Annotated in this window: 14 protein-coding genes and 1 pseudogene; 10 read left to right on the top strand and 5 right to left on the bottom strand. The window is 63.4% G+C overall.

What is annotated here, in order from left to right; translation table 11 throughout:
* Window positions 1-15: 15 nt before the first annotated feature.
* Window positions 16-720, bottom strand: a complete 705-nt coding sequence (locus tag PQB87_RS38030) for an energy transducer TonB (protein ID WP_059688577.1) — start codon at window positions 718-720, stop codon at window positions 16-18.
* Window positions 721-1,812: 1,092 nt separating this feature from the next.
* On the opposite strand from PQB87_RS38030, the gene PQB87_RS38035 reads away from it, so the two are divergent.
* From PQB87_RS38035 to PQB87_RS38055, 5 genes are all read left to right on the top strand, one after another.
* On the top strand, window positions 1,813-4,620 hold the full coding sequence (locus PQB87_RS38035) for a TonB-dependent receptor domain-containing protein (protein ID WP_489244521.1): 2,808 nt from the start codon (window positions 1,813-1,815) through the stop codon (window positions 4,618-4,620).
* Between the two features lie 395 nt (window positions 4,621-5,015).
* Window positions 5,016-5,528: a GlcG/HbpS family heme-binding protein gene (locus tag PQB87_RS38040; protein ID WP_174414189.1), complete on the top strand. Its 513-nt coding sequence runs from the start codon at window positions 5,016-5,018 to the stop codon at window positions 5,526-5,528.
* 309 nt (window positions 5,529-5,837) lie between these two features.
* On the top strand, window positions 5,838-6,599 hold the full coding sequence (locus PQB87_RS38045) for a sugar dehydrogenase complex small subunit (protein ID WP_489244522.1): 762 nt from the start codon (window positions 5,838-5,840) through the stop codon (window positions 6,597-6,599).
* A gap of 5 nt (window positions 6,600-6,604) precedes the next feature.
* Entirely contained in the window at window positions 6,605-8,257 is a 1,653-nt protein-coding gene (locus PQB87_RS38050) for a GMC family oxidoreductase (RefSeq protein WP_059688568.1), read from the top strand.
* A gap of 4 nt (window positions 8,258-8,261) precedes the next feature.
* A complete protein-coding gene (locus PQB87_RS38055; protein WP_233344828.1) occupies window positions 8,262-9,767 on the top strand; it encodes a cytochrome c in 1,506 nt (501 codons plus the stop codon).
* Between the two features lie 610 nt (window positions 9,768-10,377).
* On the opposite strand, the gene PQB87_RS38060 is transcribed toward PQB87_RS38055, so the two are convergent.
* A complete protein-coding gene (locus tag PQB87_RS38060) occupies window positions 10,378-11,766 on the bottom strand; it encodes an aminotransferase-like domain-containing protein (RefSeq protein WP_091921629.1) in 1,389 nt (462 codons plus the stop codon).
* Between the two features lie 229 nt (window positions 11,767-11,995).
* Here PQB87_RS38060 and glyA point away from each other — a divergent pair, with 229 nt between their 5' ends.
* From glyA to thrC, 5 genes are all read left to right on the top strand, one after another.
* Window positions 11,996-13,243, top strand: a complete 1,248-nt coding sequence (gene glyA, locus PQB87_RS38065; protein ID WP_059688566.1) for a serine hydroxymethyltransferase — start codon at window positions 11,996-11,998, stop codon at window positions 13,241-13,243.
* 7 nt (window positions 13,244-13,250) lie between these two features.
* Window positions 13,251-14,468, top strand: coding sequence for a benzoate/H(+) symporter BenE family transporter (locus tag PQB87_RS38070; protein WP_226113600.1), 1,218 nt, complete (start codon window positions 13,251-13,253; stop codon window positions 14,466-14,468).
* Between the two features lie 26 nt (window positions 14,469-14,494).
* Window positions 14,495-15,655, top strand: a complete 1,161-nt coding sequence (locus PQB87_RS38075) for an NAD(P)/FAD-dependent oxidoreductase (RefSeq protein ID WP_174414187.1) — start codon at window positions 14,495-14,497, stop codon at window positions 15,653-15,655.
* Between the two features lie 55 nt (window positions 15,656-15,710).
* Complete coding sequence (locus PQB87_RS38080; RefSeq protein WP_059696019.1) at window positions 15,711-16,127, top strand: Rid family detoxifying hydrolase; 417 nt, start codon at window positions 15,711-15,713, stop codon at window positions 16,125-16,127.
* Window positions 16,128-16,216: 89 nt separating this feature from the next.
* Complete coding sequence (gene thrC / locus PQB87_RS38085) at window positions 16,217-17,416, top strand: threonine synthase (RefSeq protein ID WP_174392194.1); 1,200 nt, start codon at window positions 16,217-16,219, stop codon at window positions 17,414-17,416.
* Between the two features lie 409 nt (window positions 17,417-17,825).
* Here thrC and egtD read toward each other — a convergent pair whose 3' ends face one another.
* From egtD to PQB87_RS38100, 3 genes and pseudogenes are all read right to left on the bottom strand, one after another.
* Entirely contained in the window at window positions 17,826-18,839 is a 1,014-nt protein-coding gene (gene egtD / locus PQB87_RS38090; protein WP_502291572.1) for an L-histidine N(alpha)-methyltransferase, read from the bottom strand.
* A pseudogene (egtB, locus tag PQB87_RS38095) lies at window positions 18,819-19,988 on the bottom strand (ergothioneine biosynthesis protein EgtB); the annotation flags it as partial. The pseudogene egtB and the gene egtD, both read right to left, overlap by 21 nt.
* 112 nt (window positions 19,989-20,100) lie before the next feature.
* Window positions 20,101-21,399, bottom strand: coding sequence for an MFS transporter (locus PQB87_RS38100; protein WP_174414185.1), 1,299 nt, complete (start codon window positions 21,397-21,399; stop codon window positions 20,101-20,103).

Below are 21,399 nucleotides of genomic sequence, written 5' to 3' on the forward strand. Positions count from 1 at the left end.
CGGGCCCTGCATGGGTCAGTTCAGGTTGAACGAGAACGGAACCTGCACACGCACCGGCTGCCCCTGCGCCATGCACTTGAACCGCTTGACCGTGTTGTAGGCAGCGCGATCCAGGACTGGATCGGCCGACTGCGACACCCGTACGTTGGTGACGTTGCCGTCCGCATCGACGACGAATTCGATCGTGACGTCGCCCGTGATGTTGTTTTCCTGCGCTTCCTTCGGATACTGCATCGATGCGCGCATCTGGTCGGAATTCGGGCAGACCACGCCGACTTCATGGCTGACCGGCTTCGCCGCCGGCGCCGGCGGCGCGACGACGGGTGCCTGCACGGCCGGCGCGGACGGCACGGGCGCGGCCTGATGCGTGATCGCTGCCTGCGGAGGCGCCTGCACCGGCACCTCCGCCGGCGGCACGAACGGCGGCGGCGGCAACGTCGCCTTCGGCGGCGGCAGCTTGACCACCGGCAAAGGCGGCGGGGGCGGCGGCGGCTTCACCGGTTCGATGATGCGGGTTTCGATCGGATGCTGGATAACCTGCACGACCTTGGTCGCGAGGCCGTTGAGGAGCGCGTAGACCAGCAACACATGCAGCAGCAGAACGGCCGCGATACCGCCGAAGCGGCGCACCGGGTTCCGCTGTTTCCCGCCGAACTGCCGCTGGCGTCCGGGCCTCGCCGGTCCGCCTCCGGACGCGAGCACGCCATCCTCGATCTTGATACCCACCTTCAGTCCCCCAACGCGAATGTCGCCGATGCACGATGCCCCACGGCCCGGATAGCGGCAGTGTCTGATTCGAAGCCCGGAAAGCCCGAATTACTTGTTTTCGAAAATACGATTCCTGCGCGTCGATCGCTCGATACGGGGAAAATAACTGCCCATCGAAATTGATTAGATTCCGGAGAATGAAACGGATGCCCGTCCGCTCGAACAGAGATCGACGGAGTGCCGCCCAGACGCAATCATGCGAATGGAAGGCAAAGATATTCGATAAGGAATTAATCCATCAAAAGACGCCACCCGTTGATTACAGAAGATATCAAGAAAAAATTTTGACCGTCAAACTTTTTTTGATGGAAAGACAAAAGTTTGATCACATCAAACTTTTCGAATTGACGATGACGAATACACGAGTTTAATTACATCAAACATTCCCTATTTCAGTGCACACGATAATCCGGACAAGTTTAACCACATCAAACTTCCACATGAATTTGTTCGTCGGAAGCGGTGCTTCCCGACGCAGAAGTCGACTCGAACGGGATCGGCATCCGGCGCCGTGCATCATCGCCGAACTGCCGGGGCACGCATCATCCACAGCCCCAAATACCGCGCACGTCGTACATTCCGGCGGATTGCAGGCCAGTGGTCGCGCCGGTTCCATGCACGCCGATCGACCGTTGCGACACGCAGCCCGGCGGAGTGAACCCGCGGCGAACGAACGGCCGCAACCTCGCACACCGCCTTAATCCGGATGTCTTTCCTCGTTTTCAAAAAACAAATCCAATTCCAGGGTGATTTCAATTTACCCCGCCCTATCCATATCAATACAAGCATCGATCATTTGCCCGACCAAAAATCGATCGATAAAGTCTCTCGCCACGTGCGCCGGCCATTAATCTCGAATTCGGCATCCGATGGAACAATTGATCCGCCCACCAGAATTCGGATTACATCCGTGATTCCGGGCGCTCGATCCGAATACAGGAATTGCGCGAACGACAGGGGGTTGCGAGTCGACATGCCATCGCAAACGGCATGGACGCTCGGCAACTGCTAACCATTGAACTTGCTCGTCAACACAACTTGAAGATGCAAAACACGTCGCTCCATATCAAGCGCGTGGGCGCAATCGCGCTCTGCCTGTCCGGCCTCGCGACACCCTGGATGCCCGTCGCGGCACAGGAAGCCGCGTCGGGCCCCGCCGCCGTCACCGCACCGCCGAATGCGGCCAGCCCCTCCGCGCCGGCCCGTGGCGAAGCTGCCACGCAAAAGCCGGCCGCCGCATCGTTGAAGGCGTTTGTCGTGACGGGATCACGCATTCCGCGCTCCGAGAAGGAAGGGGCGACGCCCGTCACCGTCATTACCGGTCAGGAGCTCGAATCGAAAGGGTACCGAAACGTCTTCGACGCGCTCCAGTCGCAAACCCAGAATACCGGCTTCACGCAAGGCGCCGACTACGGCAACACGTTCACGCCGGCCGCGAATGCGCTCAGCCTGCGCGGCCTCGGCCCGAACCACACGCTAGTGCTCGTCGACGGCCGGCGCGTGGCGGACTACCCGATCGCATACGACGGCAACGTCAACTTCGTGAACCTGGCCAACATTCCGTCCGCGATGATCGACCGCATCGAAATCCTGAACGGCGCGGCCTCCGCCGTGTACGGCTCGGACGCGATTGCAGGCGTCGTCAACATCATCATGAAGAAGCACATCGACGGCATCGAGGTCAACGTCAAGGGCGGCCGCACCTGGGACGGCGGCGGCGGCAACGGGCGGCTGCAGGTGTCGGGCGGCAAGGAATTCGGCGCGTTGAGCACGGTGTTCGGTCTCGAGATCAGCAAGACCAACCCGATCTGGTCGGGGCAGCGCGACTTCATGGCGTCGTCGACGCTCGAAGGCGAACCGCCGACCAAGACCTGGGCGCGCCAGAACCTCGACACGGGCCGCTACGTCGGCGCCGCCGGCGCGTGCGGCCCGCTCGCCGGCATCGGCGCATTCGGCGGCACCTCGACCGTCGGCACCCGCAATGGCGCGTACTGCGGCAGCGGCGGCGCGCAGCCGTCGTACTGGACGACACAAACGAACAATGTCAGCGAGAACCTGTACGGCGGCGTCGAATACCGGCTGAGCGATCTCGTCACGCTGTTCGGCTCCGTATCGACCGCCTGGAACCAGACCGAGAACAACACGCGCGGCCCGAGCTGGACGTCGGCCGCGGCGACGACCGGCTATTTCTTCAACCAGGAAACCGGCGCGAACGAGGCGTGGACCAAGCGCATCTCGCCCCAGGAAATCGGCGGCGCGTCGGTATGGAACAAGCACTGGAACGACGTCGCGGGCAACCTGATCACCGGCCTGCGCGGCAAAGTGCCCGACAGCAGCTGGAACTACGAGTTCACGTACAGCGCGTCCGGCTATCAGAGCCGCGCGACCGTGCCGCGCCTGCTGTCGAACGTCGACAGCTATTACCTCGGCCCGCAGCTCGGCACGGCCGCCGACGGCGCACCGATCTACGCGCCCAGCGCCGCACGCTTCGCGACCCCGCTCACACCGAACCAGTTCGCGTCGATGTACGGTGAATCGACCAGCAGGAACAACACGTGGACGCAGACCTTCAGCCTCGCCGCCAACGGCAACCTGTTCTCGCTGCCGGCCGGCCCCGTGCGCGCCGCCGGCGTGATCGAATACGGCACGCAAGGCTTCAGCAATTCGATCGACCCTGCGCTGAACCAGGGCGTCTACTACAACGCCGCCGGCGCGACCGGTGCGAGCGGCAACCGCAAGCGCTACGCCGCCGCGGTCGAGCTGCGCGTCCCGATCCTGAGCCAGCTGACCGCGAACGTCGCAACGCGCTATGACGACTACTCGTTCGCGGGCACCCGCAACAACAAGCTGACCTACGACCTCGGGCTCGAATACAGGCCGCTGCGCGAGCTGTTGCTGCGCGGCAATTACGGCACGAGCTTTCGCGCGCCGGACATGAATTACATCTTCATGAGCCAGTCGAAGGGCTATTTCGAATCGACCACCGACTACTTCCGCTGCAACCAGTCGGGGAAATCGCTCGCGTCATGCGAATACGCGAACGTGTCGCCGGGCTCGAACTTCATTCAGAAGGGCAATGCGAACCTGAAGCCGGAAAACGGGAAATCATGGGGCGCCGGCTTCGTGCTCGCGCCCACGCCGGACATCGACCTGTCGGCCGATTACTACAACATTCGCATCGACAATCTGGTGACGACCATCGACCCGGACAACCTGCTGAGAACCGAGGCCGCGTGCCGAGCGGGGCAACTGAGCGCCAGCTCGCCCAACTGCGTGGACGCGCTGAGCCGCGTGATCCGCAACCCGCTGACGGCCGTGCTCGATCCCGGCGCGATCAACACGATCCTTGTGAACCCGATCAACGCCGCGATGGAAAAGACGACGGGCTTCGACCTCGGCGGCAAATGGCGCTTTCGCCTCGGCCGCGCTGGCACCTTCCTGCTGAGCGCCAACTTCACCAAGGTCCTGAGCCACAAATACCAGCAGTACACGAACGGCCCGGTACAGGATCTCCTGCATTCGCTCGCCAACCCGACCGGCAACCCCGAATGGCCGGACAAGCTCATGCTGAGCCTGACCTGGTCGATCCCGAAGTGGACGTCGACGGTGCAGCTCGAGCGCTACGGCAAGGTACCGAACGCCGCCCAGACCGCGTATCTGACGCCGACCACACTCGCGAACCTGAGCATCTCGCACCAGTTCTCGCGGGATACGTCACTGACCTTCGTGATGAACAACGTGTTCAATACGATCAAGCACGACGATTCCTCCGGCTGGCCGTACTACACCGTGGGCTACTACATGCCCTACGGCCGCACGCTGTGGCTCGAGTTCAGCCATCACTTCAGTTGATCCGGACGACACATGCCCGCCACGGTATCGCTGGCCGGACCGGCCAGCGTTCTGCTACCCGCATGTGCGCGCAATGCCCCTGCCGGCGATGATCGATCTCAGGGCGAACCTGCCCGCGCAGGTTCGTCTGCCGGCCGCCGGAAACCTCGTGGCGACACGCGCCGCCCCGCTACATCGACGCTTCGTGCCGGCACTCCGCAAACAGGTCGCCGGTGCCTGTCGCCCTCGCAGCCGCCCCGCTTCACTGCACGCCAACCCAGGATGCAATATATTTTCCCCGCGATCGCGACATGCCCCGGCATTCGAGCCAGGAAATGCATCGTCGCGGAATCGCATCGTGTTCATTCTCATTCACCGGCACCTGAAGTAATCAGGGGCATCCGTATCGGCACTCCATGTTTTCGAATAAATTCCCGATTCTCATCGCAGCCAGCGCAATATTCGCGGCCCATGCATCAGCACAAACCAGCGCGTCCGCGCCCATCCCCGAACAACTGCCATATGACATCCCTTACGGCCCGCCCATCACGCTGACGCAGGCGCGTACCGCCATGGCCGCGGCCGAAACGGAGGCACGACGCCGAAACTGGAAATACGCGATTGCCGTGGTCGACAGCGGCGGGAACCTGGTTTCGTGCGACAAAATGGACGGGACGCAACTCGCATCGGTTGAAATCGCGGAGGCCAAGGCGCGCGCGTCGGCGCGATTCCGCAGGCAGACCCGGGACATGCAAAACGCCGTCAACAACGGCGCGACCGGTAATCTCAGCATCCCGGGCATCCTCGCGGGCGAAGGCGGCATCCCGATCGTGATCGACGGGCACCTGATCGGCGCGATCGGGGCCAGCGGTGGCGCGGGTGTGCAGGATAGCGTCATCGCGGCAGCCGGTGCCGCGGCAATCAAGTAAGTCGCACGCCATCGCGCCTGTCGCGAAACCGGATCGTCGACGACGCTCGCGCTGCCGTCGCACTGCTCACTTCGGCAATACAGCAGCCGAATCCCGACGTTTTAATTACTTCAAGCTTTCGATTTCGTTCTAAATCGGTCGCAGCGGACCGATACCGTGTTGAAAATACGCGATTCGACCGATATCGATACACTCCGCCGTTGAGATGAAATTTGAACGAGACACTGGACGCGCGAATGGAACCGGTTCCATAATCTCGTGCCCGAACGCTGTCTCGCGTGAACAGATAAAAATCTCCGCATGCGGCGCGTGCAATCCCTCGTCCAGCCGGCAATGGTCGTTTGCCGATGCGCTCGGACAGGTAACGCAGCGCCGCGGGGGACGTATTCGGGTCGTTTCGGCCCGGAGCGGCTCCCGACGCGGAATATTCGGAAGAAAGAAAACAGGCGAGCAACGACTCGCGAAAAAGACGAAAACGACATGGCCCCACACAAAAATGAATCGCGCATTCATGCGCGCGCCGGCATGACCCGTAGAGCGGTGCTGAAAATGATGGCGGCGGCGCTGACGCAAGTCGGATTGCTCACCGCCGCACCCGGACATGCATTCGCGCAGCAGCCGTCGCTCGACGCCCGGACCTTTCTCGCGCTGTCGAAAGCGCTCACCGGCCACGCGAATCTCGACCCGACGACGGCTGCGCGCCTCGTCGACGCATTCCGTCGCACGGACCCCGGCTTTGCCGCGCGTGCAGCCGCGCTGGCGCAACGCGTCCGCGCCGGCCAGACACCCGCGCAACTGCTGGCCGATGCCGACGGCGCAGGCCTGCACGACACGGCGCTCGCGATCGTCGCCGCGTGGTACACGGGCACCGTCGGCCACGGCCAGAAGGCCGTGATGGTCGCCTATGCCGATGCGCTGATGTACGACACCGTCCACGACGGCATGAGCGCGCCGACCTATTGTTCGAACGGCCCGCTATGGTGGACCGCCGAACCGCCACCGGCCGATGTCGCGCCGCCCCGCAAAACGGTTGCGTCAGCAACTACCCCGCACCCGCAACCGCACGCCTGAACCTCATGAGAACTCCTGTATTTGAATCGAACGGCGACGTATCGGCCGATGTCGTGATCGTGGGCTCCGGCGTGGTTGGCGGCCTGATCGCCGACCAGTTGGTCAGCCAGGGGCATTCGGTGCTGGTCATCGAATCCGGCTTGCGCATCGAGCGTGGTCAGGCGGTCGAGAACTGGCGCAACATGCCCTTCGACAATCGCGTGGGCTCCGACTTCCAGGGGCTCTACCCGCAGGCGCCGAATGCGCCCGCCCCGCTCTATTTTCCGAAGAACAACTACGTCGGCCTGAGCGGACGGGATGGCCAGAGTTTCCAGCAGGGCTATCTGCGCACCGTCGGCGGCACGACGTGGCACTGGGCCGCGTCGAGCTGGCGACACCTGCCGGTCGATTTCCGGATGAAGTCGACCTATGGCGTCGGCCGCGACTGGCCGATCTCCTATGACGACCTCGAGCCGTACTATTGCCGCGCGGAAGAGGAAATGGGCGTCGCCGGGCCGAGCGATCCGGCGATGCAGTCGCCGTCGCAACGCAGCCGCCCGTATCCGATGGACATGGTGCCGTGGGGCCATGGCGACCGGCGCTTCGCCGAAATCGTCAATGCGCATGGCTACCGGTCGATCCCGATTCCGCAGGCGCGCAGCACGCGGCCTTGGCACGGCCGTCCGGTCTGCTGCGGCAACAACAATTGCCAGCCGATCTGCCCGATCGGCGCGATGTACAACGGCATCCACCATATCGAGCGCGCGGAACGCAAGGGTGCGAAAGTGCTCGCCGAATCGGTCGTCTACAAGATCGACACCGACGCGAACAATCGCGTGACGGCCGTGCACTGGTACGACGCGTCGCACAAGTCGCACAAGGCCAGCGGCAAGATGTTCGTGCTCGCGTGCAACGGCATCGAGACGCCGCGCCTGCTGCTGCTGGCCGCGAACGAACGCAATCCGCACGGCATCGCGAACGGCTCGGACCAGGTCGGGCGCAACATGATGGATCACTCGGGCTTCCACTGCACGTTCCTCGCGAACGAGCCGATGTGGCTCGGCCGTGGCCCCGCGCAGAGCAGCTGTATCGTCGGCCCGCGCGACGGCGATTTCCGCGGGCAGTATTCGGCGAACAAGATGATCCTGAACAACATCTCGCGCGTCGGGCCGGCCACGCAGCAGGCGCTGAAGCTCGGCCTGGTCGGCAAGGCGCTCGACGAGGAAATCCGGCGCCGCGCGATCTACGGCGTCGACCTGTCGATCAGCCTCGAACCGCTGCCGGACCCGAACAACCGCCTGACGCTCAGCAAGACACGCTTCGATCCGCTCGGCCTCGCATGCCCCGACATTCACTACGACGTCGGCGACTATGTGCGGCACGGCTACGACGCGGCATGCAAGCAGCTCACGCATATCGGCAGCCTGTTCGACGCGGTCGAGTTCAACATCACGAAGACGCTGAACGCGAACAATCACATCATGGGCGGCACGATCATGGGCTCCGATCCGAAGAACTCGGTCGTCGACGGCGACTGCCGCACGCACGATCACGCGAACCTGTGGTTGCCGGGCGGCGGCGCGATGCCGTCGGCGTCGGTCGTCAATACGACGCTGTCGATGGCGGCCCTCGGCCTGAAGGCCGCGGATTCGATTTCCGCGAGCCTCGCGAAGGGTTGATTCGATGACACACACGATCCAACGACAACTTCGCACGCTGCGCGGCGCCGGCTACCGCGCGGCCATCGCACTCGCGCTGTTCGGCGGCATCGGCAGCACGCCCGCGTTCGCGCAGGAAACAGCGACCGGCGCGGCGTCGACGTCGGCCGACGCCGCGCTGATCGAAAAAGGCCATCAACTCGCGATCGCGGCGGACTGCATGGCGTGCCATACGGCGCTCGACGGCGGCAAGCCGTTCGCGGGCGGGTACGGCATCGCGTCGCCGATGGGGCAGATCTATTCGAGCAACATCACGCCGTCGAAAACGGCCGGCATCGGCAACTACACCGAGGTGCAGTTCGCACGCGCGCTGCGCGGAGGCGTGCGCGCGGACGGCGCGCGCCTGTATCCGGCCATGCCGTATACGTCGTACAGCGGCCTCAGCGACAACGACGTGCACGCACTCTACAGCTACTTCATGCACGCCGTGAAGCCGGTCGACGAACCCGCGCCCGCGACGAACCTGCCGTTCCCGTTCGGCATGCGCGTTGCGATGACGGGCTGGAACATGCTGTTCCTGTCGAACAAGCGTCTCGAAGCCGATCCGGCGCACGACGCGCAGTGGAATCGCGGCGCGTACCTGACCAATGTGCTCGCGCACTGCAGTGCGTGCCATACGCCGCGCAATGCGCTGATGGCCGAAGACTTCGGCCGCAACCTGGGCGGTGCACAGCTCGGCGCGTGGTATGCGCCGAACATCACGTCGGATCCGGTAAGCGGCATCGGCGCATGGACCGACGACGAGCTGGTGTCGTACCTGAAGACCGGCCGCGCACCCGGCAAGAACCAGGCGGCCGGACCGATGGCGGAGGCCGTGCAGAACAGCCTGCAGTATCTGTCGGACGCGGACCTGAAATCGATCGTCACGTATCTGCGCAGCACGAAGCCGATCCGCGACGAGCACGAGTCCGTCCCGGCATTCGCGCACGGGCGCGCGGTCAGCAGCGAAGCGACGTTGCGCGGCACGACCGCGTTGAATGCGAACGGTACGCTGACGACGGGTGAAGCGCTGTTCAGCGGTTACTGCGCGAGCTGTCACCAGGCCAACGGCAAGGGCAGCCCGAGTCAGGCCTATCCGTCGCTGTCGAACAATACCGCCACGGGCTCGCGCAATCCTTCGAACCTGATTGCGGCGATCCTGTACGGTGTCGATCGCGACGCGGGCGGCCAGCACGCGCTGATGCCGTCGTTCGGTGAGGATTCCTACGTCCAGCCGCTGAAGGACGATCAGGTCGCCGCGATCGCGAACTACGTACTCGCGCAGTACGGCAACGCGAACGTGACCGTGACGCCCGACGACGTGGCCGTCGCGCGCAATGGCGGCCCGGTTCCGCTGCTCGTGCGGGCCCGGCCGCTGATGCTCGCGGCGCCGGTGGTTGTCGTGCTGCTCGGTGTCTTCGCATTCGTGCTCCGCCGACGACGGGCACGTCGTACGGTACGCTCGGCGATGACGTCCGGTGAGGTCGGATGATTGAGGATGTCAGGCATGCCGTTGGCGGACTGGCGGTCTTCTGACTTTCGGAAGAGACGTTGGTCGTTCAGTCAACGGACATGCATGCAGGCGAGGCGCTCGCGCGAAGTACGGCGCTCGCGTTCTCGCCGCCATCCGATACATGCAGGCATGTATCTGCCGATGCACGATGCGCCACGCGTGTGGATTCAGGTTGTGGACCGCGGTGAGTGCTGGCCGGAACCACGTCGACTCACATGCCATCGTCGCAAGACGTGCATGCAAATCGGTCGTTGCCACGCAGATCCCTAAAAGGGGGTGGTCGACTGGTTTATTTTGATCCCACTCCCGCAGGATTCTCCATGAAGTGCGCGTCGGCATTGAATCCGCAGCCTATACCGGCTGCACACCGTCTGTCGGTCAACGCCGCCGCAGCCGCAGCCGCCACCGATAACCTGCTGGACCGTCTCGATCCCCATCGAGCACTCACTTCCCTTCGCTGAACGCACGCGAGACGTTCAGCAAATCCGCGCCATTGACCGCCAAGGCGCGCCCCACCCAGATACGGCGCTGGCCATCTGCCTGCAAGGACCACCGACCGATTCTTCAATGCATAGGGAACGAATCGGCGTTACAGCCAGACCGAGTCCGGCGTGTTCATCAGCCCGGCCAGCTTGGTGAGCACGAAACGCATATGGTCCTGCGTCGATGCCATCACAGCGACGCGAATCCACTGACGCCCCTGTTCATCGCGGTTGACCGCAAAGGTGTCGCCGCCGGAAATCATCAACTGATGGCTTCGCGCAAGCACGGCAAAGTGCTCTCCGCTCGACCAGCGCGACGGCAATTTGAGCCAGATGTGGAACGAGGTCGGCTGGGCCTTGTACTCAAATTGCCCGAGCAATTCACGCACCATGATTTGCCGCGCGCGCGCTTCCTGACACTGGTTGTGGGCCATTTCCGCGGCTTGCCCGCTCGTGATCAGATGCGTCGCGATCTGTGCCGCAAGGGGTGACACCATCCAGACGCTCGTTCGCACGCTTGCGGTCATGCGCGCCAGCCACTCCGGCGGGCAATGCATGTAGCCGAGGCGTATGGTCGACGCAACGGACTTCGACAGGCTCGTCAAATAGATCGTGCGCTCGGGGGCGAAGGTAGCGAGTGGAGGAACCGGCGTGGGCGCCAGAAAACCGTACAGGTCGTCGTCGAGCAGGAGAAAATCAAAATCGCGCGCGATCTGTGCGATCTCGCGTCGCCGGTTTTCCGGCATCACCGCCGTGGTGGGGTTCTGGCAGGTAGCGATGCAGATCACCAGAGCGGGACGTTCCTCACGGCAGATCTCGCGCAGGCTTTCCGGCTCCATGCCCTCCTGATCCTGACGTACGCCGCGAATGCGGCGGCCCAGACTCAGCACGACCGAGGCCACGCCCGGGTAACAAAGCGACTCGCAGCACACGAGGTCGCCGGGTTTCGTGAGTGCATTGACCGCCACCCAGAGCCCGTGTTGAGCACCGGCCGTGAGGAGAACCTGTTCGGTTCGGGCGGGAAAACCGGAGTGCTGCATCCACATTGCCCCCGCCTGTCGGTGCAGGGGATGACCGCCATCGGGCGTGTAATCGAGCATGTCCGGCAACGAGCTCGATTGCGCAAGTTCTCCAAGCGCCGCGCGGATATACGGCTCCTGAAGCAGAAGGTTGGGTTTGACGATCGACAGATCGATGATTCCGCCGGAGGAATCCTGGACGGGCGGCACCGACTGGACACGGCTCGCAGCGGGCGTTTCGCGACGTAGCACGAAGGTCCCGCGCCCGACTTCGCCCTCGACGAGGCCCCGCCGTTGCGCGAGTTCGTACGCACGATTGACGGTGCCGGGCGTCACGCCGATCTGCGCGGCGAGTTCCTTCAGCGTCGGCAACCGGGCGCCCGCCGTCAGGCGGCCCGCGTGGATGTCGCTCTCGAGCGCCGCTGCAATCCTTTCATAGATCGCCCCGGCATATTCCTTCAGGTCCGGTGCCCACATGGGGACGACTCTCCTTGAATCGGTGCAATGAATGTAAGGTGGCAGTGTAATCGAATCATCATTCGTTGTCGAATCAACGGATCCAGTGCCTTGTTCCTTGGGCACTCCCCGCCCGCACACCGGATATCGCATCGAAATGGTTGACTGATTGAGTCGACTTAATCAAGTGACTTTCAGACGCAATTAAATCGATGTATATTAAATCGATCGATTCGACAAAGAGGATAGGATGTTCGACACGGAAAAGGATGCCCTGCAGCACGTCGATCCCGCGATCTGGGACGTGATTTGCCGGGAGAATCAAAGGCAGGAAGACCACATTGAACTCATTGCATCGGAGAATTACACCTCTCCTGCGGTGCTAACCGCTGTGGGTTCGCAACTCACCAACAAGTACGCCGAGGGCTATCCCGGCAAGCGCTACTACGGTGGCTGCGAAGTCATCGATGAAGCGGAGCGGCTCGCCATCGACCGTCTGAAGGCCCTGTTCGGCGCAGAGGCGGCCAATGTGCAGCCGCATTCGGGCTCCCAGGCCAATCAGGCCGTCTTCTTTGCGGCGCTTGAGCCCGGCGACACGATTCTGGGCATGAGTCTGGCCGAAGGCGGTCACCTCACGCACGGCATGCCGCTGAACATCAGCGGCAAGTGGTTCAAGGTGGCCAGCTACGGGTTGAACGAAGCGGGCGAGATCGACTACGACGCGATGGAACGTCAGGCGCGCGAGATCAAACCGCGTCTGATCATCGCGGGCGCGTCCGCCTACTCTTTGCGCATCGACTTCGAGCGCTTCGGACGCGTGGCACGCGAGGTCGGCGCGCTGTTCATGGTCGACATGGCTCACTATTCCGGCCTGATCGCGGGCGGCGTGTACCCGAATCCGGTGCCGCATGCCGACTTCGTCACGACCACCACGCACAAAGGGCTGCGCGGGCCGCGCGGCGGCGTCATCCTGATGAAGGAAGAACACGAGAAGCGCATCAACTCGGCGATCTTCCCCGGCATTCAGGGCGGCCCGCTTGTTCACGTGATCGCGGCGAAAGCCGTCGCGTTCAAATTGGCCGCCACCGATGAATTCAAGGCGTATCAGCGCCGTGTGCTGGAGAACGCGCAAGCCATGGCGGAGGTGTTTCAGTCGCGTGGGCTGAGCATCGTTTCCGGGCGCACCGAAAGCCACATGATGCTGATCGATCTTCGCTCGCTCGAACTGTCGGGCCGCGATGCCGAGCAGGCGCTGGGCGAAGTCTGCATCACCTGCAACAAGAATGCGGTGCCCAACGACCCGCGCAAGCCGGCCGTGACGAGCGGTATCCGCGTCGGCACACCGGCCATCACGACGCGGGGCTTTGGCCTCGACGAATCTCGGCTGGTCGCCACCCTGGTCGCGGACATCGTGCTTGCGCCCCATGACGCCGACGTGCGCGCGAGCACGCTGGAACAGGTCCGTGCGCTGTGCAAGCGCTTCCCCGTCTACAACTGAGGTCATCGTGATTCGCACACTGAGTCAATGGCGTGCTGACGCCTCTCTTTCCGCGCTCGTGGCGGGCTTTCTGGCCGTCCTGATCTCCTACGCTGGCCCGCTCGTGATCGTGTTTCAGGCCGCAAATCAGGCGCATCTTTCGACCGAGGTCACGTCGTCGTGGATCTGGGCAGTGTCGATCGGCAGCGGAATTTCCGGGCTGGTCCTGAGCTGGAAACTGCGCACGCCGATCATCACGGCGTGGTCCACTCCGGGGGCCGCGCTGCTCGTCGGCATGTTGCCGGGCGTACCGTTGCCGCAGGCCATCGGCGCGTATCTGCTGAGCGCAGCCATCGTGACGCTGGTGGGCGTGTCCGGAGTATTCGACCGCTTTATCGAGCGCATTCCCAAGGGCATTGCCGCCGCGATGCTGGCCGGGATTCTTCTGCACTTCGGCATGCAGGTGTTTGCTTCCATCAGCGCCAGTCCGCTGCTGGTGTTCTCCATGCTTCTCACCTTTCTGGCGATGAAGCGGGTCTGGCCGCGCTATGCGATCGCCACCGTGATGGTGGTCGGGATCGTCATCGCCATCGCGTCGGGCACCACGCATCTTTCACAATTGCGCCTTGCACCCGTTGCCCCCGTCTTCATCGCTCCGGCCTGGAACTGGCACGTGTTGCTGGGCTTGGGCGTGCCCCTGGCCCTGGTCACGCTCACGGGCCAATACGTGCCGGGCATGGCCGTGCTGCGCACGTCGGGCTATCGGGTTGCGGCGAGCGGCATTATCGGCACGACCGGCATTTTGTCACTGCTGCTGGCGCCGTTTGGCTCGCATGGCGTGAACCTCGCGGCCATCACGGCGGCAATCTGCACGGGCAAGGAGGCGCACGAGGATCCCGATCGCCGTTACATCGCCGGTATCGCCAGCGGCCTGATCTATATCGGCATCGGCGTATTCGGCGGAACCCTGGCGCTACTGTTCCGCGCGTTGCCCGCGGAACTGATCGCGGCGCTTGCGGGGCTGGCCTTGATCGGTGCGATCACGACTGGCGTGATCGGCGTGGCACAGGACGACAAGCATCGTGATGCCAGCATCATCACGTTCCTCGTCACGGCGTCGGGCATGAGCTTTCTTGGCCTGGGTTCGGCGTTCTGGGGGCTCGCCATCGGCGCGCTTGCCTATGCCATCCTGCATCGAAGCTGGCGACTGCGCGACGGCAAGGCGCCGGCCATGAACAAGATTTGATCGAGACAGAAGACGGAAAAAGCATCATGCAAAAGCATCAATTTGATTTTGTGGTCGTCGGGGGAGGCATTGCCGGCGTTGCCGTGGGCGCAGAACTGGTCAAGCGTGGCACGGTCCTCATCCTGGAACGGGAAACCAGCCTTGCTTACCATACGACGGGTCGCTCCGCCGCCATCTCCATGGAAAGCTATGGCAACGAGGTGATTCGCCATCTGACCTGCGCATCGCGCGGTTTCTACGAGAACCCGCCGCACGCGTTGACCGATGATGCGCTGTGCTCACCCCGCGGGGCGCTGATCGTGGGAGACGAGGCGAACTGGGGCAAATTGCAGGCGCGCTATCAATCGATCCTGCACCAGGTGCCGAACGCGCAATGGCTCGATCGGGTCGAGATCGCGGAGATGGTGCCGTTTCTCGCGGAAAAATGGCTCGGCGGCATCTACGAACCCGATGCATTCGATCTGGACGTGCACGCCATTCACACGGCATTTCTGCGCGGAGTACGCAAGGCCGGCGGCGAAGTGCGCACGGCGACGGAACTACGTCGCGCGCGCCGGGCGGATGGCGTCTGGCACATCGAAACGACAGATGGCGCGCGCATCGAGGCCCATACGATCGTCAATGCCGCAGGCGCATGGGCCGACGACGTGGCACTGGCATGCGGTGTCGCGCCGCTGGCGATCCAGCCGCTGCTGCGCACGGTGGTGGTCGTGGATCCGGAACAGGATGTGAGCCGTTGCCCTTACATCGGCACGGTGGATGAACAGATCTTCGTCAAGCCCGATGTGGGCCGTCTGATGATCTCGCCTTGCGATGAAGCGCCGAGCGCCCCCTGTGATGCAATGCCCGACGAACTGGGTGTCGCGATCACAATGGACCGGCTGGAGCATGCCACGACGCTACGCCCCAAGCGTGTCCTCAATCGCTGGGCGGGGCTGCGCGTGTTTGCTCCGGATCGCTCGCCGGTCGTCGGCCCCGACCCCACCGTCGCGGGATTCATCTGGGCCGCAGCGCTAGGCGGCTATGGCATTCAGACCGCGCCGGCCATGGCGCGCTTCTGTGCTGCGCTGGCAAGCGGAGAAGCCATCCCCGGCGATCTGGCGGGTCTGGACGCAGCCGACACCTCGCCGGCCCGACTGCTCGGTGCGGATGCACGAATCGTTGTACCGGTCGCAAACCTGAATTAATCGTTGAACGTCGTACTCTGTAAATTGCAATCAGTCAAATACTAAGGTTAACTAAATGAACGGCCATTCCGAAAACAATATTCAGACCAATAACGAAATCATCCTGACCGACAAGGCACCGGCCCCGCTGGGGACTTATTCCCAAGGCGTGCGCGTTGGCAATACGGTCTATCTTGCGGCCCAGACGCCGGTCGTGCCGGAAACGAACGAAGTCGCAGAAGGCGGCTTCGAAGGGCAGCTTCACCAGACCTTCAGGAATCTTCGCGCAATGGCGCAAGCTTGCGACTGCACACTCGCGAATGTTGTGCAGGTCACGGTGTACATCACGGATATTTCGAAATTCGGGACGATGAACTCGATCATGGCCGAATACTTCCCTCAGCCTTACCCGGCCCGTACGACAGTTGGCGCGGCGAGCCTTGCACGCGGCACGATGGTGGCCATCGACGCCATCCTGGCCCTACCCGACTGAGCCCCCTTGGCAGAGCATCGCTAACGAAAGCCGATGGCGGCGCCACCGGCTTTGGCACGTTTCGGACAGGCGTAAAAAGGGAGATAACAATGAGTTTTGGATTTTCGACGGCGCTGAGATGTTTGAATTGCGATGCCGAGTACCCGCTGGAAAGCGTTGGCTACTTTTGCCCGCAGTGCAAGCTGGACGGCGCGCTCGATGTCGAATACGACTACGGCGCTGCGGCGCCGGTGTTTGCGAAAGCGCTGGGCGAAAAGACCCGCGCATTCGATATGTGGCGCTACCGCACTCTGTTGCCGGCGGGTCTGGAGCATGCCCCGAAGCCACATACCGGGGGTACGCCGTTCTATCAGTTGCCGATGCGCGGCGACGGCCTGGTCTTCATCAAGGACGACAGCCGTAATCCCAGCGGGTCGCTGAAGGACCGTGCAAGCGCGTTGGCCGTGGCGCTCGCGCGTCACCAGGGCGTGGGCACCATCGCTGCGGCGAGCACAGGCAACGCGGCGGCTGCACTGGCCTGCATGACCGCGGGCAGCGATCTGCGTTGCGTGATCTTCGCCCCGACCAGCACTGCACGCGAAAAACTCGTGCAAATCAGGGCGTATGGTGCAGACGTCGTGCAGGTCAGCGGCGGCTATGACGAAGCGTTCGCCGCGTGCCTCGAAGCGTGCGAGAAGCACGGTTGGTACAACCGTAGCACGGGCATCAATTCGTATATGACCGAGGGCAAGAAGACCGTCGCATTCGAAATTTTCGAGCAACTGGGCTGGGCCGTGCCTGACCGCATCTTTGTCCCCGTGGGCAACGGTTGTATCGTGGGCGCGGTCTACAAGGGCTTCGAGGAACTCCGGCGCATGGGGCTGACCGGGCACATGCCACAGATCATGGGTGCGCAGGCCGAAGGCAGCGACTACATGTATCGCGCCTGGGTACAAGGCGAGGGACCGCATCATGCGGAACGCAAAATGGCGAAGACCTCGGCCAGCAGCATCAGCGTGGTGTTGCCGCGCGACCGGATCAAGGCCTTTCGCGCCATCGAGGCGACAGGCGGCCAGTTCGTCCGCGTGAGCGACGCCGAAATCTTCCAGCGGCAAATCGAGTTGGCGCGCGAGTCGGGTGTATTCGCAGAGCCGGGCGCGGTCGCGGCTTACGCTGCGGCGCAAAAGTTTGGCTCCGCGCAACGAGACGAAACCACCGTCATTTTGATTACGGGCAGCGGGCTGAAAGATGTAGGCGGCCTGCTCAGCAGCGGAGTGCTCGATCACGCACGATTGAGCGAAGCTGCATGACGCGTGTGTGACCCGTTATGGTATGAGTCTGGGTACGCGGGCGTGTGCCAGCCCGCGTGATCACGTCGAGAAACCGGTCGGCTCAGATGAGGCGTTGAAGAAATCACAACCCCTCTAACACGGCCACCGGTCCCTTCATCGGTTATCAGCCAGGCAGTTCGGTGGTCTGTCCTGTTCCCACTGAACCTGCAAGATATCGAAGAATTTGTACACGGCTGGACCAGATCAAACCGACAGCGCCAGATCGGCTGACTCAGTTCGGCCAGAAGGTGTCATTCTTCAGCACTCCTGCTACCACGTTCGGCCGACCACGCCTTGGTTGCAAGCAGCCATTCGAAGCTCCCCTCCCCCGTGCTTTTGTGTGCTGTTGCGCTCGCCGTTGAAACAACTGAAAGGAAAAATGCCGCGCTCATCGTTCCACGGCTTCGAGTAGAAAAACGCCGAACCGAGGCGCGGCACTCATCCAGGAGCGCGTCACTTCCCACTCGGCAGATCTTGCGAGCCTCTCGAAGGAATCACTGGTGTACTTGTGCGAATTCTCGGTGTGCACACGTTCGCCAACTCGAAACCGGATCTCATGATCCCACACACGAACCGTCTGATGTGCCTGGCTGACCAGATACATCTCGATCCGATCGAGATCGCCATTCCAGATGGCTGAATGGGCAAACGCGCCGAGCTCAAAATTTCCGTCCAGCTCGCGATTGATGCGGATCAGCAGGTTGAGATTGAATCGTGCGGTAACCCCTTCTGCATCGTTGTAGGCGGACAGAAGCGTCGGTACATCCTTGACCATATCGACGCCGACAATGAGCTTTGCCCGACTGCCAAGGAGTTTCTTCGCCGTGCGCAGGAAGGCAATTGCCTCGCTCGGCTCGAAATTTCCGATTGTCGATCCAGGGAAGAACCCGACCAAGGAATCGTTCGCGGGCGCGCCGGGCAGCACCATGTCGCGAGTGAAGTCACCCGCGACCGGTCGGACATCCAGGGCAGGATAGGCATCGGCGATGCGCTGCCGTGCCTGTTCCAGTGCCGCAGGGCTGATGTCGATCGGTATATAGGTGAGGATTTGCCGGGCGGCGTCAAGGATGACCCGCGTCTTCGTGCTCGCTCCGCTCCCGAATTCGACCAAGGTGGCGCCATCCGGAATCTCCGACGCGAGCTGCGCGGCGATCTCCGCGAGCAACGCGGTTTCCGTGCGCGTCGGGTAATACTCGGGTGTCGCGCAGATTGCCTCGAACAGTGCCGACCCCTGCGCATCGTAGAAGTACTTGGGGGGCAACGACTTGGCTGGACGCGACAGTCCTTCGAGTACGTCGCGCCCGAACTCATTCGTGCCGGACGAAGGAGCGCGTCGACGCTCGCCGTTGCCGTTGCCGTTGCCGTTGCCGTTGCCGTCGGCAATGTCCCGTGCGAGACGCACGCCCGAGAACATCCAGCGTTGCTCGGGGCGGAAGAAGTTGCGGTAACTCGCGCGCGTATGTCCGTCCGGCGTGGCGAACGCACCGCCACGCAGTACCATCTGTCCACTCATGAACTTGCCGTTGTATTCACCGGCTGCGTCTGCGGCGGGCCTGAATCCCGGATACGGTGCGTAGGCGCTGTTCGTCCATTGCCATGCCACATCGCCGGCCTGCTCGAGCAGCCCGGCCCGCTCCGCGATCTCCCATTCCGCTTCGGTCGGCAGTCGCGCGCCCGCCCAGGCCGCGAAGGCCGCGGCCTCGTAATAGCTGACGTGCATGACGGGCGCATCGAGGTCCAGCGGGTCGAGGCCGCGCAGCGTGATTTCCGCCCAGCCGCGCTCGGCGGTCGGGCGTCGCCAGTAGAGCGGCGCGTCCCAGCCCTCGGCTCGAACCCGGTCCCAACCGTCGGATAGCCAGTAGCGGGCAGTCGTATATCCGCCGTCGTCGATGAATCGCAGCCAGTCGCGGTTCGTGACCAAACGGTCGCTGATTTCGAACGGTTCGATCCAGGTCCGATGGCGTGGTCGTTCGTTGTCGAAGGCGAACGGCGCGTCTGCGTCTCCGATCGAGACCAGCCCGCCGTCGTGCCGGCGGAATTCGCCCGGCCTGCCGGTATCCGGTCGCGGCCAGTCGGGTCGGTATGCGGGATAGAGCGGCGACTGCGAGAACAGATGCAGGATGTCCATCAGGAGCAGCTCCTGATGCTGCTGCTCATGCGCGAGGCCGAGCCGGACAAGCGGCTCGATACTGTTCAGTTTCGCGGCCGGCAGCGTTGCGAACAGTTCCTCGACGTATCGGTCGACGTAATGCCGGTAGTCGGCGACCCGCGAGCGTCCGGGACGGCTCAGAAGGCCGCGTTGCGGACGAGGATGGCGAGGGCCCAGCGACTCGTAGTATGAATTGAAAAGGAACGGAAAATCCGGATCGAACCGCGTATAGCCGGGCAGATGCTGCTCGAGCACGAAGGTTTCCCAGAACCATGTCGTGTGGGCCAGATGCCACTTGGTCGGACTGGCATCCGGCATCGACTGGATGGCCTGGTCTTCGTCGCTCAGCGGGGCTGCCAGTGCTTCCGTATGCGCGCGAACGAGGCGATAGTGCTCGAGCATGGCCGTTCCGGGCACTGCACGGGCGGAAGGCGATGCGCCGCTCGGCAGCACATCGGGGAAGTGATCGACAGGGTTTTTCATTGTTTTCTCTCTTCCGGGAATTGGCTAATCGTCAGTCGTTCGGGGCAGGCAGATTCGGCGTTCCCGTCGGGGATCCGCGCCGCTGGTCGTCCGCGACGTGACGCAAGCCGAGCGCGAGCCCGAGCGTGACGAAGCTCAACGCGGCAATGAGACCGGTGCCCAGATAAACAGCGACGCCCAGTCCATGAACCGCGGCGACGTGTCCCAGGATCGGCGCGAGCATGCCCATGGCCAGATAACCCAGGAGGTACAGCGCCGACAGGATTTGGCCTCGTCGCTCGACGGGTGCCGCACTGCCGATGACGTCCAGGGCACTCAGAAACAGCAGGCTATAGCCGGCTCCAGTCATGGCGCTCGCAGACAGAAACAGTGCCATCGCATGAAAAACGGTTGCGGCCGCAAGCAACATCATGCCCGCGCCGGACGCCGCGGCACCCGCGATCATGGCGGTCCGGGTCGGCAGCGATCTGGCCAGCAAGCTCACGATGCCGGACATGACGGCAAAGACTGCGAGGATCGAGCCGTTGACGAGCGTGTTCGGTGACCGGACCAGGTCGTGTGCGATCTGTCCGCCGAGCGACAGGATCATGACGCCGTGGGTATAGGCGGTCGTCATCGCGAACGCGGCGACCACGAACGCCTTGCGCGCGCGCCTGGGCACGGACGGCAGGCGTGGTGTCCAGCCGCCTGTCGCACCGCTCTGCGCAGGTCGAGGCAGGAACCACGCGATGGCGAACAAGGCCGCGATCAGGAAAGCGAGCAGCCAGAAGACCAGATGCAGGGGCCAGGGTGCGTATTGCGTCAGCGCGCCGCCTACGACGAGCGCTGCCGCGAAGCCGACGGCCTGGGCGGCGGTGGCGACGACGGAGGCTCGCCGGGGCGTACCGCCTTCATTGAACTCGACCACTGCGGCCGTCGACGGTCCGGCGGTCAGGCCGACGCCGATCCCCATGAATGCCCGGGCGACGAAAAGCCAGAACACATCCGGGGCAAGTGCGAGGATCAACGCACCGAGGAACGATGCGCCGAGGCCCAGCAACATCGTCGCGCGCCGGCCGATCTGGTCGGACAGCCCGCCGAACAGGACGAGCACGCCGACGACCACGATCGGGTAGATGGCGAAAATCTCGGCCGTGGTCGTCGAAGTGAGATGCCATTCGCTTGCGTACAGCCGGTACGTCATGGCGGGCGCCGCGCTGGTCCAGAGGGTATGCGCGACCACGCCGGCCGAGACCCAGAAGCTGGCCCGGCGGTCGAGCACGACGCTCGTGTACCGGCGGACGCCGCCGCCCTGATTCGCGGGAACGGTCCGGCAAGCTGCGCGGGACAT

The organism is Burkholderia sp. KL41 (assembly GCF_057005415.2).